14 protein-coding genes, 1 tRNA gene and 1 other RNA gene are annotated in these 14,624 nt (G+C 47.5%); 5 read left to right on the top strand and 11 right to left on the bottom strand.

Features of this window, described 5'->3' with window-relative positions:
* Positions 1-51 precede the first annotated feature (51 nt).
* Positions 52-1,335, bottom strand: coding sequence for a trigger factor (gene tig / locus STRDD12_RS05405; protein WP_066915891.1), 1,284 nt, complete (start codon positions 1,333-1,335; stop codon positions 52-54).
* A gap of 129 nt (positions 1,336-1,464) precedes the next feature.
* On the opposite strand from tig, the gene STRDD12_RS05410 reads away from it, so the two are divergent.
* Positions 1,465-2,304 (top strand): mechanosensitive ion channel family protein, encoded by an 840-nt coding sequence (locus tag STRDD12_RS05410; protein WP_066915893.1) that lies wholly within the window; start codon positions 1,465-1,467, stop codon positions 2,302-2,304.
* Between the two features lie 53 nt (positions 2,305-2,357).
* Here STRDD12_RS05410 and STRDD12_RS05415 read toward each other — a convergent pair whose 3' ends face one another.
* The 9 genes from STRDD12_RS05415 to STRDD12_RS05455 all read right to left on the bottom strand — a co-directional run bounded on the left by STRDD12_RS05415 (position 2,358) and on the right by STRDD12_RS05455 (position 9,929).
* Positions 2,358-2,921 carry a TIGR01440 family protein gene (locus tag STRDD12_RS05415; RefSeq protein ID WP_066915895.1) on the bottom strand — a complete coding sequence of 188 codons (564 nt, stop codon included), beginning with the start codon at positions 2,919-2,921 and terminating at the stop codon, positions 2,358-2,360.
* 11 nt (positions 2,922-2,932) lie between these two features.
* Entirely contained in the window at positions 2,933-3,397 is a 465-nt protein-coding gene (locus STRDD12_RS05420; RefSeq protein WP_066915897.1) for an ECF transporter S component, read from the bottom strand.
* On the bottom strand, positions 3,394-4,149 hold the full coding sequence (locus tag STRDD12_RS05425) for a bifunctional hydroxymethylpyrimidine kinase/phosphomethylpyrimidine kinase (protein ID WP_066915899.1): 756 nt from the start codon (positions 4,147-4,149) through the stop codon (positions 3,394-3,396). The genes STRDD12_RS05420 and STRDD12_RS05425 overlap by 4 nt, the downstream gene beginning before the upstream one ends.
* The gene (gene truA / locus STRDD12_RS05430; RefSeq protein WP_066915901.1) at positions 4,139-4,888 is read right to left on the bottom strand and encodes a tRNA pseudouridine(38-40) synthase TruA; all 750 of its coding nucleotides are present in this window, start codon (positions 4,886-4,888) and stop codon (positions 4,139-4,141) included. Before truA ends, STRDD12_RS05425 begins: the two co-directional genes overlap by 11 nt.
* A 182-nt stretch (positions 4,889-5,070) precedes the next feature.
* A complete protein-coding gene (locus STRDD12_RS05435) occupies positions 5,071-5,886 on the bottom strand; it encodes an endonuclease/exonuclease/phosphatase family protein (RefSeq protein WP_066915903.1) in 816 nt (271 codons plus the stop codon).
* A gap of 66 nt (positions 5,887-5,952) precedes the next feature.
* The gene (locus STRDD12_RS05440) at positions 5,953-8,136 is read right to left on the bottom strand and encodes a PTS transporter subunit IIBC (protein ID WP_066915905.1); all 2,184 of its coding nucleotides are present in this window, start codon (positions 8,134-8,136) and stop codon (positions 5,953-5,955) included.
* Between the two features lie 207 nt (positions 8,137-8,343).
* A tRNA-Lys gene (locus STRDD12_RS05445) sits at positions 8,344-8,416 on the bottom strand.
* Positions 8,417-8,606, bottom strand: a non-coding RNA gene (ssrS, locus tag STRDD12_RS05450) — 6S RNA.
* Positions 8,607-8,648: 42 nt separating this feature from the next.
* Positions 8,649-9,929, bottom strand: a complete 1,281-nt coding sequence (locus STRDD12_RS05455; protein WP_066915907.1) for a replication-associated recombination protein A — start codon at positions 9,927-9,929, stop codon at positions 8,649-8,651.
* Positions 9,930-10,053: 124 nt separating this feature from the next.
* On the opposite strand from STRDD12_RS05455, the gene STRDD12_RS05460 reads away from it, so the two are divergent.
* From STRDD12_RS05460 to STRDD12_RS05470, 3 genes are read left to right on the top strand one after another with little or no spacing between them, the layout of a single operon-like run.
* A complete protein-coding gene (locus tag STRDD12_RS05460) occupies positions 10,054-10,524 on the top strand; it encodes a DUF3013 family protein (protein WP_066915909.1) in 471 nt (156 codons plus the stop codon).
* An 11-nt stretch (positions 10,525-10,535) separates the two neighbouring features.
* Positions 10,536-11,489, top strand: coding sequence for a 50S ribosomal protein L11 methyltransferase (gene prmA / locus STRDD12_RS05465; protein ID WP_066915911.1), 954 nt, complete (start codon positions 10,536-10,538; stop codon positions 11,487-11,489).
* 1 nt (position 11,490) lies between these two features.
* On the top strand, positions 11,491-12,240 hold the full coding sequence (locus tag STRDD12_RS05470) for a 16S rRNA (uracil(1498)-N(3))-methyltransferase (RefSeq protein ID WP_066915913.1): 750 nt from the start codon (positions 11,491-11,493) through the stop codon (positions 12,238-12,240).
* A 92-nt stretch (positions 12,241-12,332) separates the two neighbouring features.
* Here STRDD12_RS05470 and STRDD12_RS05475 read toward each other — a convergent pair whose 3' ends face one another.
* The gene (locus STRDD12_RS05475; RefSeq protein WP_066915915.1) at positions 12,333-12,905 is read right to left on the bottom strand and encodes a TetR/AcrR family transcriptional regulator; all 573 of its coding nucleotides are present in this window, start codon (positions 12,903-12,905) and stop codon (positions 12,333-12,335) included.
* 449 nt (positions 12,906-13,354) lie between these two features.
* Here STRDD12_RS05475 and pbp3 point away from each other — a divergent pair, with 449 nt between their 5' ends.
* Entirely contained in the window at positions 13,355-14,623 is a 1,269-nt protein-coding gene (pbp3, locus tag STRDD12_RS05485; RefSeq protein WP_443031054.1) for a D-alanyl-D-alanine carboxypeptidase PBP3, read from the top strand.
* Position 14,624 lies beyond the last annotated feature (1 nt).

The raw sequence follows: 14,624 nt of genomic DNA on the forward strand, positions 1-14,624 counted from the left end.
AAAAGAAAGCCAGAAAACTGAACTTTCTTTTCTCTGCCTTCAATTTAGGCATTAGGCAACTGTTGCAGTGCCTGTAATCAATTCGATTGCTTTTTTCGCAGCGATGTCATGTTGCAACATGTCTGGTGACAAGAGGTTGCGCACTTGTGCTTCATCCATGCTGTATTCTGCAGCAAGGTCAGCAATTTCTTTGTTGACTTCTTCTTCAGATGCTTCAAAACCTTCTGCTTTAGCAACTGCTTCGATGACCAAGTTAGTCTTCACGCGACGGTCTGCATCATCAGCGTATTGTTTACGCAAGTCTTCTTCTGTTGTACCAGTAATTTGGAAGTACATGTCTGGTGAAATACCTTGACGTTGCATGTTGCCCAACATTTCGTTCATGGCACGATCAACTTCAGCATCAACCATTTCTTGTGGCAATTCAACAATTTCAGCATTTTCGACAGCTTTATCGATAGCTGCTGTTTCAACAGCATCTTTGTAAGCTGCTTCTTTTTGGTCTTCGAGTTCTTTGCGGTATTTAGCTTTCAACTCATCCAAAGTTTCGACTTCGTCATCGATGTCTTTAGCCAACTCGTCGTCCAAGGCTGGAACTTCTTTCGCTTTTACTTCGTGAATAGTTGTCACAAAGAGGGCTTCTTTTCCAGCCAAGTCTTCTGCTTGGTAATCTTCTGGGAAAGTGACTTTAACGTCAACTGTTTCGCCAGCCTTGTGGCCAACCAATTGGTCTTCAAAACCTGGAATGAATTGACCTGAGCCTAATTCCAAACTGTGGTTTTCACCTTTTCCACCGTCAAACTCAACACCGTCGATTGAACCCACGAAGTCGATAACAGCTGTGTCGCCGTTTTCAGCAGCAGCGTCTTTAAGCACCAACTCTGCCAAGTTGTTGCGTTCACGTTCAACACGTTCGTCAACTTCAGCGTCTGTGACTTCTTTAACAGCATCCACTGAAACCGTCAAGTCTTTGTAGTCACCCAATTTTACTTCAGGTTTTGTCACAACTTCTGCTGTCAAGACCCATTCTTGACCTTTTTCCATTGACGTTACATCAATTTTTGGTTGTGCCACGACATCCAAGTCCAATTCAGCTACAGCAGCTTCATATGCTTCTGGAACCAAGGCATTTAAAGCGTCTTGATAAAGAGCTTCTTCTCCAAATTGTTGGTTGAAAACGGCACGTGGCAAGTGACCTTTACGGAATCCTGGAACTTGCAAATCTTTCTTCACACGGTTGAAGACTTGGTCAAGAGCTGGTTTGATTTTGTCTTGAGCAATGGTAAAGGTAATTACCCCATGGTTTGTCTCTTTATTTTCAAATGACGTAGACATCTCATTCTCCTTAAAAAATATAATTTCACTCTAGTTTATCATAAAATCTAGCAGTTTGAAAGTTTTTCTTTCGGCAATTGTCAAGTCCTAACTTTTTGTGTAAACTGTATTACACAAAGGAGGCAGGATATGGCCATTATCGAACGTTACATCGCATCATTAAACCTAGAGGGTTTGGTCAATAGCTTGATTTCAAAAGGAATTTCGCTGATTGTTCTCTACTTTTTCTTTTTTCTAGGCAAGCGCGCCATCACCTTTTCTTTTGATAAGGTCCTCTCAAAATCTGTCCAGCTCACCAAACAAACTTCAGGCCGTCAAAAAACCATCTTGCGCTTAAGCAATAGTTTCATCAATTATTGCCTGTATTTTCTCCTGCTGTATTGGACCCTAGATGTGATTGGGCTACCCGTTTCTAGCCTACTGGCTGGTGCCGGAATTGCCGGGGTCGCCATCGGCCTTGGTGCCCAAGGGTTTTTGACAGATGTGGTAAATGGCTTTTTCATCCTTTTAGAAAACCAATACGATGTCGGGGACGCAGTCGAAATCGGAACTGTCTCAGGGAATGTGGTATCCGTCGGTATCCGCACCACACAAGTTCGCAGTGCTGATGGTACCTTGAATTTCATTCCCAACCGTAATATCACCATCGTAAGCAACAAATCCCGTGGCGATATGCGGGCACTAATCGACCTCCCCTTGAGTGCTGACGTCGACCTCCAAAAAGTTACCCAGATCATCACAGAGGTCAACCAAGTCGAAGTTCCCAACCACCCTGAAATTGTCGGTTTTCCTAACATTTTAGGACCGCAAACCTCAGCGACAACAGGTCAATTCTTCTTTAGAGTAGCTATTTTTACAGAAAGTGGTAAGCAGATAGATACTTACCATACCTTTTACCAGCTCTACCAAGAAGCCCTCCGGACACAGGGCATTAGCCTGGCCACCTCACCCTCTCTTTTTGGACAATAAGCAAACAACCCCTGAAAGCCATATCTTTCAGGGGTTTTATTCCTTAAAATTGATTAGAATTTTCGAATGCTATCGGTTGGGTAGGCTGCTCGGCTTCCTCCGATAAGCTTAGGCCGGCTGGCCAGTGCAGACAGATGGGCCCCACCGAGTTCTTTTTGCAGGGGCAACAAGGGAACTTGGACATGTTTGACATGCATACCAATCGCCGTATCCCCAATATCAAGGCCTGCTTGCGCTTGAATGAATTCAACCTCTACAGGGTCAACCATATAGTCAAAAGCTGCCAGTTGTCCAGACCCTCCTGCATGAAGTGTCGGCAAGACACTGACGATTTCTAGTCGGTCACGCAGAGCTAAGTCCCGTTCAACCACCAGGGCGCGGTTCACATGCTCGCAACCTTGAACCGCCAAGTAAATCCCGAGTGGCCTGAGGGTATCCAAAATCGCCTTGACAATGACCTGGCCAATCTCTCGGCTAGAGGCTTTGCCAATCACGCCACCCGCCACTGCACTAGAGGACATGCCTAGGACAAATACCTGCCCTTTTTGTAGGCCACTGCGTTGCACCAAATCGCTTACGATGGCTTGCGTTTCTTGCCTTAGCTTTTCAACCACCATGTTGTCCTCCCTTAATGCGCTACTTTTTCATAGGCCTTTGAGACGGTAAATCCAACCAAGAGACCGAAAACCGTTTGCCCAATATTGCCCCAAACACCTGCCACAGAGGCGCCAATGCCATACAGTAAAGCTCCTGCAATCAGGTAAATGACTACCATACTAAGACAGGCCAAGAAGGCACCTAAAGGACGACGCAGGCCTGTCCAGCCAGCAAAGTAACCCTGCAGACCGTGGGCCAAGAGAGAAACCAGCATGTATTGCGGATAGCCTGATATCAAGTCAATCAGAAAACCAGACAAGCCACCGACAATCGCTGCTTCTTTTTTCCCCAAGGTAAAAGCCGTGAAAAAAATACCGGCATCTAGAAGTGTTAACATCCCTGTCGGCGTTGGAATTCTGACAAAGTAGCCTAGAACGACAGAAAGTGCCGTCAAAACAGCAAGGCTACTGATACGTTGAACCGTTTGATTTCTCATTTTGGGTTTACTCCATAGGCATTTGATGCGTTAATCGCTTGATAAGTGTATTCTTTTGCATTTTGGACAGCACGGTAGACATCGCGTCCCATGGCTAGATTCGCTGCCAGAGCTGATGAAAAAGCACAGCCAGAACCATTGGCGTTTTTTTCCAAAACAGGGCGGGCAATCAAGTAACAAAAAAGACCGTTACAGTAGACGTCAATGGCTTTATTTCGTCCGAGACGAATCCCCCCTTTGATGACCACCTGCCGAGCCCCCATATCTTTTAGTTGCCAAGCCGCTGCAATCAAGTCAGCGACCGTTGCAATCGTGCGTCCTGTGAGAATTTCTGCCTCCCGCAGGTTAGGGGTCACTAGGTCTGCATAGGGAAAGAGTTCCTGCAATTTCTCTGACATTTCTGTCACAGTCGCGTCCTTATTTTCTTTAAAGACCAAAACAGGGTCTAGCACGACTGGCGTATTGACTTTCTTTTTAAGGAAACGTTTGACATTAGAAGCCGCCCCGGGAGTTGGCAAAAGACCAATCTTGATGGCTCCAAAAGGGACTTTGAGCAGGCTATCCAGCTCTTGGCGAAAGAGACGGTTGGCTACCGGATGGAGAACTAGTTGCTCGTCTTCTAAGGTCGTCAGACTGGTCAAGGCCAAAAAACCAAAAAGCCCATGGTGGGCATAAACAGATAAATCCGTCTGCGCCCCACCACCGCTTAGGATATCAGAGCCTGAAATCGTTAAAATGTTATCATTGATCATATCTTATCTCTTTCAAATAAAGCCCCTGAGGTCCTGCTGTCGGCCCTGCCAAATGCCGGTCTTTCTCTTGAATGACACGCGCCATCTGTTCAACAGGCATTCGTCCATTCCCAATTTTTAGCAAGGTGCCTACCATGTTGCGAACCTGTTTGTACAAAAACCCATTTCCTGTAAAGCGAAACGTATACAGATGCTTGTCTGCTTGATAAGTGACACTGGCCTGGCTGATGGTTCTGACCTTATCTTGAACCGCTGTCCCTGTAGCTGTAAAGCCTGTGAAGTCATGCTGTCCAACAACCGCCTGAATAGCCTCTTGCATCGCCTCTAAGTCTAAAGCATAGGGGTAAGCTGTTGCATAATTACGCATCATGGGATTCTTAGGGCGCCCAGTGTCAACCAGAAATTCATAGGTCTTTTCATGCTTGTCATAGCGGGCATGAAAGCTATCCGAAACCTGCTCGACACGCACACAAGCAATGTCGGGAGCCGACTGAGTATCTAAGGCAAAGCGTAATTTCTCCACATCACGGGCTTGTGGGAGGTCAAAGTGCACAACTTGCCCATAGGCATGCACCCCTGCATCGGTGCGCCCTGCCGCAAAAAGTTTTTGGGCAGTCCCCGAAGAAATTTTGACCAAGGTCTTAGTCAATTCTTCCTCAACCGTTCGCTGGCCTGGTTGCTTTTGAAAACCCGAAAATGCTGTGCCATCATAGGCGATGGTTGCCTTGTACCTTACCATATATTAAGTATAGCAAGCTTATTCAAGGGTTTCAAGGGCTTAGCTAAATTTTTGTCATCAAATTGTCACATAAACCAACTATGTCAAACAGTCCCACCAAGCTTTTTTCTCCAGATTTTGGATAGGACGTTTGCCAGCAGAGAAAAACCGTCTAGAAAGGCTCTTCTAAACGGTTTTTTTGACTACACATCCAGCACAGCAAAGACTCCAAAATGGTCGCTCACTTGCGGGGTATTTCCCCCATCAAAAACTACCTGCGACAAACTAACAGGAATACCTTGGCTGAGTAAAATATGGTCCACTTTGAGCTGCTGACGATTGCCTTCCCAACCGTCAATAGCCGCTTGAATGGTATGCTCACCACTGACCACCCGCGCTTGCTTGTGGCTGTCTGCCAGTTCTAAGGGGCCAGAGGTCATGAGCTGATAGCCTGGACCAGCAACGGGGTTGTTAAAGTCGCCCGCCACAATGACAGGTAGCTGGGCTTCTTCCAAAGCCCGCTCTAGACGTAGCCATTCCCTTGCAAACCCTTTTTCCCACCATGACAGGTGGACACTGGCCACCAGGTAAGGGTGACCGGATAGATGCGTTTGCGCCAACAATACACAGCGGGTGCGGTAATCCGTCTCATCTGTACTGTCTGACACCCGTAAAAGCCGAGGGTGCAAAGGGGTCAGTGATAAGATGGCCACGCCTTCCTGATATTTGTCATAACCGATATGGTTATAAGCCCAAGACCAGTAATAATCAAGCCCCCGCTCACGAAGGGCCGTGACCAAAAGCAAGGCATAGTTATCGACATGGATGGCTGGGCTGTCTGACACCGCCACATAGCCCGGGGTAACCTCTGCTGGTTCACTGGAGATGAGTTGATTGATTTCCTGTAGAAAAATCAAGTCACAGGCTTTTTCTGCTAAAGTGTCTACTAACTGCTCCAGCTTTTCTTGAGGATGTTCCTCCATCCAGCTATGGGTGTTTAAGGTGAGGATTTTCATCATAGTACCTTTCCGTGTTGCTACAACAAATGAGAGTGACGAAACGGTCGGACACTCTCATTTTTAGCTTTATAAATCAACGTGAGCGACCACAGTCTTGGCCTTTTGCTCGCCCGTCTTGTCCAGATGGACAGCTTGAATTTCAGCTGTATTGGTGAATGCCACAATGGTCGTGGTTTCTCGGTCAGCTGACACAATCGCTTCTAAATCAGCTACCAAGAGGAGGTCCCCGCGTTGGACACGGTCCCCGTCAGCTACCTTGGCTGAAAATGGCACGCCATTGAGCGCTACAGTATCTAAGCCAACATGGACCAAAACCTCTAGGCCATTATCCGATAAAATTCCTAGGGCATGCTTGGTCGGAAAGACGCTGGTAACCACACCGCTGACAGGTGCATAGATGTTCCCATTGGCTGGTTGGACAGCAAAGCCATCGCCCATCATTTTTTGAGAAAAGACAGGGTCGTCCACCTCCGTAATTGGAAGGACCTGACCATCTGCAACAGTCGCCACCTCATCGGTCACACCCTTAACCTTTTCAGGAACTTCGTTGGCTACTGGCGCTTGTGCCAAATCGACAACTGGAATGTCTGCACCTGAGTCCAAGAGGTCTTGGATGTCAGACTTGAGGACATCTGCCTTAGGGCCATAGACTGCCTGCACGCCAGAACCTTTGAGGATGAGCCCCATAGCCCCTGCTTTTTTCCATTGGTCTTCTTGTCCCACACGGTCAATGTCTTTAACCGTCACACGCAGGCGGGTCATACAAGCATCGACATCTTCGATATTAGCCTTACCACCTAAAAGGTTAATGATTTGCACAACTTGAGAATTCGCATCGGTTACCCCTTTTGGCTCACCGGTTTCTTCTGAGTTGTCAGCATCATCGTAGTTGCCCATACGTCCAGGTGTTGCCAATTTAAAGGTCTTAATCATGAAGTTTGCAATGAAGTAGGTCAATACCCCAAAGAGCAGAGAAACCCAAACAAAGTTAATCAGGTCCATGGTCAAGCCTGCTCGGATAGCTACAGGCGTTCTGGTCAAGAGTTCAATATTACCAAATGAGTGCACACGCAGAGACACCAAGTCGGCAAAACCAAAGGAAATCCCTTGGATAACAGCATAGACCAAATAAAGTGGCAAAGCAGAGAACATGAACATGTACTCGATAGGCTCTGTTACCCCTGTCAGGAAGGTTGCCGCCGCCGCTGAGATGAACATGGCTTTGTATTTTTGTTTCTTATCAGGGTCAACATTGCGGTACATGGCTAAGGTTAAGCCCATCAAGGTACCCGTTGAACCAATCATTTGACCAACTTTAAAGCGAGCCGGTGTCACGCTAGCCAGCAAGTTATTGTAGCCTTGCGTGTTACCAGCGCTCTTGAAGTTAACCAGGTCAGTAACCCAAGACAACCACAGTGGGTCTTGACCAAAGACCTGAGCTCCCTTAGTTGCCCCTGTCAAGATTGTATAGGTGCCTCCCAAGGAGGTATAGTTCATCGGAATGGTCAACATGTGGTGCAAACCAAATGGCAAGAGCAAGCGTTCCAGCGTTCCATAGACAAATGGCGCCAAGAATGGAGCAGTGTCTTGAGAAGAGGCAATCCACATGCCAAACCCATTAATCCCAGATTGGACGATAGGCCAGAACATGGCCATAAAAAGACCAACCAAGGTGGCACGGAAAATCACCACGAAAGGCACAAAGCGTTTGCCATTAAAGAAAGAGAGCACATCGGGCAGTTTGCGGAAATTGTAGTATTTGTTATAGGCAGTAGCCCCCACAAAACCTGCTATAATCCCAACGAAAACCCCCATATTAAGTGCTGGTTGGTTGAGCACATTGACAAAATAGTCTGAAACATGCATTTGCCCACCGAAGATATTGTGCACATAGGCCTTGTCATCAGACAGCATGTCCAGCGTTACACTGTAGAAGTTCCCTGTGATGAGGTTGATGAGGATAAAGGCAATCCCAGCCGCAAAAGCACCGCCAGCCTTTTCCTTGGCCCAACTCCCACCGATAGCCAGCGCAAATAAAATGTGCAGGTTGTTAATGACCCCCCAACCAATCTGGGCAATCATATTCCCAACCGTTGTTAAAATGGTGTTGGTCGGGTCAATCATCGGCAAGGAATTCCCAATAGAAACCATCAAACCAGCCGCAGGCATGACGGCAATCACGACCATCAGACACTTCCCGAATTTTTGCCAAAATTCAAAACTGGTCAGATTTTTGTACATCTGCTTCATAAGAGCATCTCCTTTGAATTAGAATTTATGCAAACGCTTGCGTTAACTGTCTCTATTATAACGCAGGATGACAGACTTGTAAACCCTTTCTTGGAAAAATTTCCAAAAGACGTGTGTCGACTAAAAGTTCTTTGGTAAAACGTGACAAAATTTACCAGAACAAGCAAAAAAAGCCCGTCAAATCAGGCTTTTTCTTCTCTATTTCTATGCCCCCTGCAGGGCTCGAACCTGCGACCCATAGATTAAGAGTCTACTGCTCTACCAACTGAGCTAAGGAGGCTAAGGCTGTATTGGTACCGGTGATCTACGTTTTGTATTGAACCCGCAAAATTAAGCAGGTGGGCGACTCGCTCTAACTGAAGTTGCTCCGCGTGAAACGGCCTGCATACTGTTAGATGACTTTTGTCTCCCGAAATACAAAGATTTAGTCGGTCAACACATTGGTGTAGATTCGTATACCACAGCAACTATTGTTATTATATCCTATTTTTTGAAAATTTCAAGAGGTAAGTTCACTTTTTTTGTTGGCGTTTCCATTCTTGAATTTGCTGGTATCTTCCTAGCAAGGCATTCTCGTAGCGACCCGTTGCCTCAGGCTGATAATAACGCGCCTTTTTGAGCTTTTCTGGCAAGTAATCCTGAGCCACCCAGTGGTTGGGATAATGATGAGGGTACAGATAGTCCTTGGCGTTTCCCAGTTCTTTACTGCCACTATAATGCCCATCCCGCAAATGCCGAGGAATGGGGAGAGCACCTGATGAGCGCAAGTCTGCCAAGGCCTGGTCCATGGCAAGGTAGGCTGTGTTGGACTTGGGTGAGAGAGCCAGGTCGACCACGATGTTAGCGATAGGAATCCGTGCTTCTGGAAACCCGATACGCTGAGCCGCCTCTAGTGCTGTCACCACCCGCACCTGCAAGTCGGGATTGGCAAGGCCAATGTCCTCATAGGCGATGACGGTTAGCCGTCTTGCTAGACTGGGTAAATCCCCAGCTTCGATGAGCCTTGCCGCATAGTGGAGACTGGCATCAACATCTGAACCACGAATGGATTTTTGCAGGGCCGATAAGACGTCATAATGGGCGTCACCATCTCTATCCATACTGACATAGGACCGTTGCAAGCTATTTTCAGCATCGTCAAGCCGAACATGGCGTTCCTTTTTGTCATCTGGTTTGGTCGAAAGAACTGCCAGTTCCAAAGAATTCAAGGCAGCTCGCAGGTCGCCGTTGGTACTGTTGGCAATGAAATCCAAGACCGCCTCATCATAGGTGACGGCCTCTGTAAAACCACGTTCAGGGTCGCTTAGGGCAATCTCCAGCGCCCTTTTGACATCTGCCACTGACAAGGGTTCCAGTTCAAAAATCTGCACCCGTGAGCGGATGGCCGGAGTGACTGAAAAGAAAGGATTTTCCGTCGTAGCTCCAATCATGGTCAGGGTGCCGGACTCCAGCAAGGGCAAAAGGAAATCCTGTTTGCCTTTGTCCAACCGATGAATCTCATCTAGCAACAAGACCAGACCACCTGAAAACTTGGCTTCCTCAGCGATTTCCTGCAGGCGTTTCTTACTGTCCGTCGTCGCATTGAAGGTCCGAAAAGCAAACTTAGTCGTACCAGCAATAGCCGAGGCGATAGAGGTTTTCCCGATACCGGGTGGCCCATACAATATCATGGACGTCAGGCGATTGGCCTCCACCATACGACGAATAATTTTTCCTGGTCCGACCAGATGCGTTTGGCCGATTACCTGGTCGATGGTTTTAGGGCGCATGCGCAGGGCGAGATTATCTGTCACTATGCCCTCCTTTCAAGGGGAAATTACGGATTTGGCCAGCAAACAGCTTGCCACTTATCTTTTTATTATATCACCTTTGGCCCTGGCCCCCAAGGATTGACTATGGGTGTGGTATAATAAGGGCATGGCAAAATTAGATTTTTTTACAGTATTAGAAGAGGAAATGGACAAGCATTTCCAGTACGACTATGCGTTTGAATGGGACAAGAAAAACCATGCGCTAGAGCTGAGTTTTATCCTAGATGTGCAAAACCAAGCAGGCATCAGTTTGATCGATGAAGATGGCCAAGAAAACAGTCAGGATATTGCTTTTGAGGACGCCATTCTCTTTTACGAGACAGGCAAGAGTCGCTTTGTCAGCGAAGATTTTCTAGCCACCATTCCTTTTGATGGCAAAAAGGGACTCAGCCGTGAATTTTTGGCCTACTTGGCCAATTTTCTCAACGACACAGCCACCCAAGGTCTAGACGACCTGATGGACTTTTTGGCTGACCCTGAAGCTGAGAGTTTTGAACTAACTTGGAATGCGGCTGTCTTTGAAGAAGGCAAGGCAGAGCTGGTTGAGACGGATAGTTACCCTTATCCGAGATATTAGGAGGCAAGCTTATGGACACATGGCAAGAATTTTGTATTTCGATTGACCGAGAGGCGCAGGAGGCCCTCTCCAACTGCTTGATTGAGCTGGGCTCTCAGGGGGTGGCTATTTCAGACAGTCAGGACATTTTAGGGCACAAGGACTCCTTCGGTGAAATTCTTCCCGAGGTCACACCCAGCGACCAAGTCACGGTAACCGCCTATTTCCCAGATACAGCCGATTTACCAGCTATTGAGACTGCCGTCCGAGCTGCCATCCTGGATTTTGAGAAAGCCGGTCTCAAGACGGGAACGGTCAGCTTACAACAGGAAAACCTAGCGGAAGAAGACTGGGCAGAAAATTGGAAGCAATACTTTCAGCCAGCTCGCATCACCCATGACCTGACTATCGTGCCCTCTTGGACGGACTACAGCCCAGCCCCTGGGGAAAAGATTATCACGCTGGACCCAGGCATGGCCTTTGGGACAGGGACCCACCCGACGACCAAGATGAGCCTCTACGCTCTGGAACAAGTCCTGCGGGGCGGAGAAACCCTTCTAGATGTGGGAACGGGTTCTGGGGTCCTCTCTATCGCCAGTTCCCTCTTGGGGGCCAAGGACATCTACGCCTATGATTTGGACGAAGTCGCTGTCCGTGTCGCTCAGGAAAATATCGCCATGAACCCTAACATGGGTAACATCCAGGTGGCGACAGGCGACCTGCTCCGTGGGGTCACCCAAAAAGCCGATGTCATCGTGGCCAATATTTTAGCTGACATTCTCATCCACCTCACAGATGATGCTTACCGCCTGCTCAAGGATGAAGGTGTTCTGATTATGTCAGGGATTATCTCTGAAAAATGGCCAATGGTCAAAGACAGCGCTGAAAAGGCCGGTCTTTTCCTTGAAACCCATATGATTCAAGGCGAGTGGAACGCCTGCATTTTTCGTAAAACCGATGACGTGTCAGGTGTGATTGGAGGCTAAGATGCAACAATACTTTATCCCCCAAGACCAGCTCACGACAACAGTCACTATCACGGACAAGGACAGTTTTAAGCATATGTTTACTGTGATGCGCTTAAAAGCTGATGATGAGGTCACCCTGGTGGCTCAGGATGGTCAAAAGGGGCGCTACTGCGTCACCAATCCCGAAGAGGGCCAGCTAGACCTTCTGGAACCCCTAGACCAAAACAATGAACTGCCTGTGGCGGTCACCATTGCCTGTGGCTTTTCCAAAGGGGACAAGTTGGACCTGATTAGCCAAAAGGCAACAGAGCTGGGCGCTAGCGCTATCTGGGGCTTTCCGGGTGACTGGTCTGTGGTCAAATGGGACAGCAAAAAACTGGCTAAACGCCAAGACAAATTTTCCAAAATCGCTCTGGGCGCAGCGCAACAATCCAAACGCAACCAGGTCCCTCAGGTCCGACTCTTTGATCAAAAAAAGGATTTTCTAAGCAGTTTATCAGATTTTGATCAGGTCCTGGTCGCCTACGAAGAGTCCGCCAAGGAAGGGGAAAGCAGTCAACTGGCCCAAACCTTGGAGCAAGTTCAAGCAGGACAGCAGATCTTGCTTATCTTTGGTCCCGAGGGCGGCTTGTCGCCAAAGGAAATCCAAGCTTTCCAAGACCAGGGAGCTAAGCTTATCGGCCTTGGTCCTCGCATCTTACGGGCAGAGACTGCACCGCTTTATGCCCTCAGCGCCATCTCCTACGCCTTAGAATTACACGAAAACTAAAATGCGCTTGGTCCTTCGACCAAACGCATTTTTCTATTCACAAATCCTTCTCACTAAGGCGTCAGACAAGACCAGCTCCTTCAAGGAAAAAATCACGAGTCTTTTTCATCCTCACTGACAAAATCCACCAAGGCATGGCCGACAATTTTTTTAAATTGCTCGCCAAAGAGTTCTGGTGGTACAGGCACGGGTTGTGTAATCCAGGATTCTATGATGGCCAGCATGGTCGTCACCACGATATCCAGTGCGAGCTGCTGGTCTAAATCGGCCATGTTACCGTTGATGTGCAAGTGCTGAGAGAGCCAATGACGGTAATGCCGTTTCAAAAAAGGGCGCCAGGTCGGGTCAGCAGCCGTTGAATACAAGTAACGCAACCACAATTTGTCCTGATAGAGCAAGGGGATAATCTCGCTGGCAAAAAAAGCGATAGCCTCTTTGCCATTACCTTCAAAATGCGCCAGACGACTACTAATCTTATGGTCAATCTCCTGATGGATGTCTAGGATGATTTCCTCAGAACTATTGTAGTGGTTGCGATAGATGGTCTGTCTTGCGATACCTGCTTCCTTAGCAATTTCAGAAAAAGAAAAATTAGAGCGTAGGGGTTCTTTTTCCGCTAAACGAAAGAAGGCGGTGATAATACGTTGTCGTGTCGTTTTAGCCATGTTGCCTCCTTTTGACATCTCTTAAGATACAAGCAGCTGATGGCACTACAAATAGCGCATCTTTTTTTGACAGCTTGTTGCAAAATCGCCACCAGCATACCTCAAGATAGACCTATTTTAACATATTATGCACCAAATTGTCACTAAGACAGGGATTGACAGCGGTTTTACTTAGACATAAACTATAGCTAGTTGCACTTAAGGAGCTTTTGATGTTGAAATATTACACTCTCACCTTACTCATCTTCTTACTCTGTCTTTTGGCCTTATCCCTCTGGAGCCATCTCTCTAAGGTCTATCTGATACTCTTGACGCTTGTTTTCGCCCTTATTTTTGTCCTATGGACCCACAAAAAGCAAAAGAGACGGCAGCCGACAAAAGCGAACAAGTCCTCATAAAATGCCCGCCAAGCCCAGCAGTCTTTATGCTATAATAAGGGCATGAACTATTTGTCTAAAACACTTTATGCCCTACTGGCCTCGCTGGCTTTCCTCTTGACTGGTTTGACTGTTCAAGCAGATGACTTCAATGCTGCAGCCAGCCATGCCATCGCCGTCGAGGCTTCAACAGGAAAAATCCTCTATGAAAAGGACGCTACCAGTACAGCTGGCATTGCCTCCATTACTAAGATACTGACTGTCTACCTGGTCTACAAACAAATTGATGAAGGCAAGCTCAAATGGGATGACCAAGTGGCTATTTCGGACTACGCCTACAATCTGACAGCCAACTCCGATGCCTCAAATGTTCCCATGGAAGCCCGTTCCTATAGCGTCAAGCAGTTAGTCGATGCCGCCATGATTGCCTCTGCCAATAGTGCTGCGATTGCCCTCGCTGAAAAAATCGGTGGTAGTGAAACCAAGTTTGTCGATATGATGACAGCTCAACTCAAATCCTGGGGAATTACCGATGCGCGCCTGGTCAATGCTTCAGGGCTCAACAACAGCTATTTGGGTAGCAACATCTATCCGGGGTCTTCTGCCTCAGATGAAAATACCATGTCCGCACTAGACGTGGCTATTATTGCCCGTCACCTTATTACTGACTACCCTGATGTCCTAAAAATCACTAGTCAGACCAGCATGGACTTTGATGGGTCAACGACTTTACAAACCTATAATGAAATGCTTTCCGGAATGTCCTACACCCGCGAAGGCGTTGACGGCCTCAAGACCGGTACCACAGAACTAGCTGGCGCTTCTTTTGTCGCAACGACAACTGAAAATGGTATGCGTATCATTACTGTTATCCTACATGCTGACGATGCCGATAACAATACCATGGCGCGTTTTAGTGCAACCAACGATTTGATGAATTATGTCTACAGCACCTGGCAACTGCAAACCCTCCTCAAAAAAGGAGCTAGCTACAACAAGTCTCAAGCCAAAATCACTGATGGCAAACAAGCCAGTGTCGCAGCTGTCGCTCAAAATGACTTTAAGGTTGTCACACGCAAGAACGCCACAGATGCCCCTAAACTGACCCTAAAAACAAAAACTTTAGAAGCACCTGCTAAAAAAGGCAGCTCAGCAGGCAGCCTCACCTTTGAAGATAGCGACCTCGTGGGGACTGGCTACCTAGAAAACGCTCGTCCACAGGTCAAACTTGTCACCAAGACAAGCGTCAAACGCAGCATTTTCCTTAAGGTGTGGTGGAACCATTTTGTCAACTGGGTCAATACCAGCTTAACCGCTACATGGCTAGCTTTTTCTGAGTGAG

Source organism: Streptococcus sp. DD12, assembly GCF_001578885.1.
In the GTDB taxonomy this organism is placed as follows: domain Bacteria; phylum Bacillota; class Bacilli; order Lactobacillales; family Streptococcaceae; genus Streptococcus.

Excerpts from the sequence above, each read along its gene's own strand:
- tig (WP_066915891.1), bottom strand. The coding sequence starts at position 1,335 with ATGTCTACGTCATTTGAAAATAAAGAGACAAACCATGGGGTAATTACC.
- STRDD12_RS05410 (WP_066915893.1), top strand. The coding sequence starts at position 1,465 with ATGGCCATTATCGAACGTTACATCGCATCATTAAACCTAGAGGGTTTG.
- STRDD12_RS05415 (WP_066915895.1), bottom strand. The coding sequence starts at position 2,921 with ATGGTGGTTGAAAAGCTAAGGCAAGAAACGCAAGCCATCGTAAGCGAT.
- STRDD12_RS05420 (WP_066915897.1), bottom strand. The coding sequence starts at position 3,397 with ATGAGAAATCAAACGGTTCAACGTATCAGTAGCCTTGCTGTTTTGACG.
- STRDD12_RS05425 (WP_066915899.1), bottom strand. The coding sequence starts at position 4,149 with ATGATCAATGATAACATTTTAACGATTTCAGGCTCTGATATCCTAAGC.
- truA (WP_066915901.1), bottom strand. The coding sequence starts at position 4,888 with ATGGTAAGGTACAAGGCAACCATCGCCTATGATGGCACAGCATTTTCG.
- STRDD12_RS05435 (WP_066915903.1), bottom strand. The coding sequence starts at position 5,886 with ATGATGAAAATCCTCACCTTAAACACCCATAGCTGGATGGAGGAACAT.
- STRDD12_RS05440 (WP_066915905.1), bottom strand. The coding sequence starts at position 8,136 with ATGAAGCAGATGTACAAAAATCTGACCAGTTTTGAATTTTGGCAAAAA.
- STRDD12_RS05460 (WP_066915909.1), top strand. The coding sequence starts at position 10,054 with ATGGCAAAATTAGATTTTTTTACAGTATTAGAAGAGGAAATGGACAAG.
- prmA (WP_066915911.1), top strand. The coding sequence starts at position 10,536 with ATGGACACATGGCAAGAATTTTGTATTTCGATTGACCGAGAGGCGCAG.
- STRDD12_RS05470 (WP_066915913.1), top strand. The coding sequence starts at position 11,491 with ATGCAACAATACTTTATCCCCCAAGACCAGCTCACGACAACAGTCACT.
- STRDD12_RS05475 (WP_066915915.1), bottom strand. The coding sequence starts at position 12,905 with ATGGCTAAAACGACACGACAACGTATTATCACCGCCTTCTTTCGTTTA.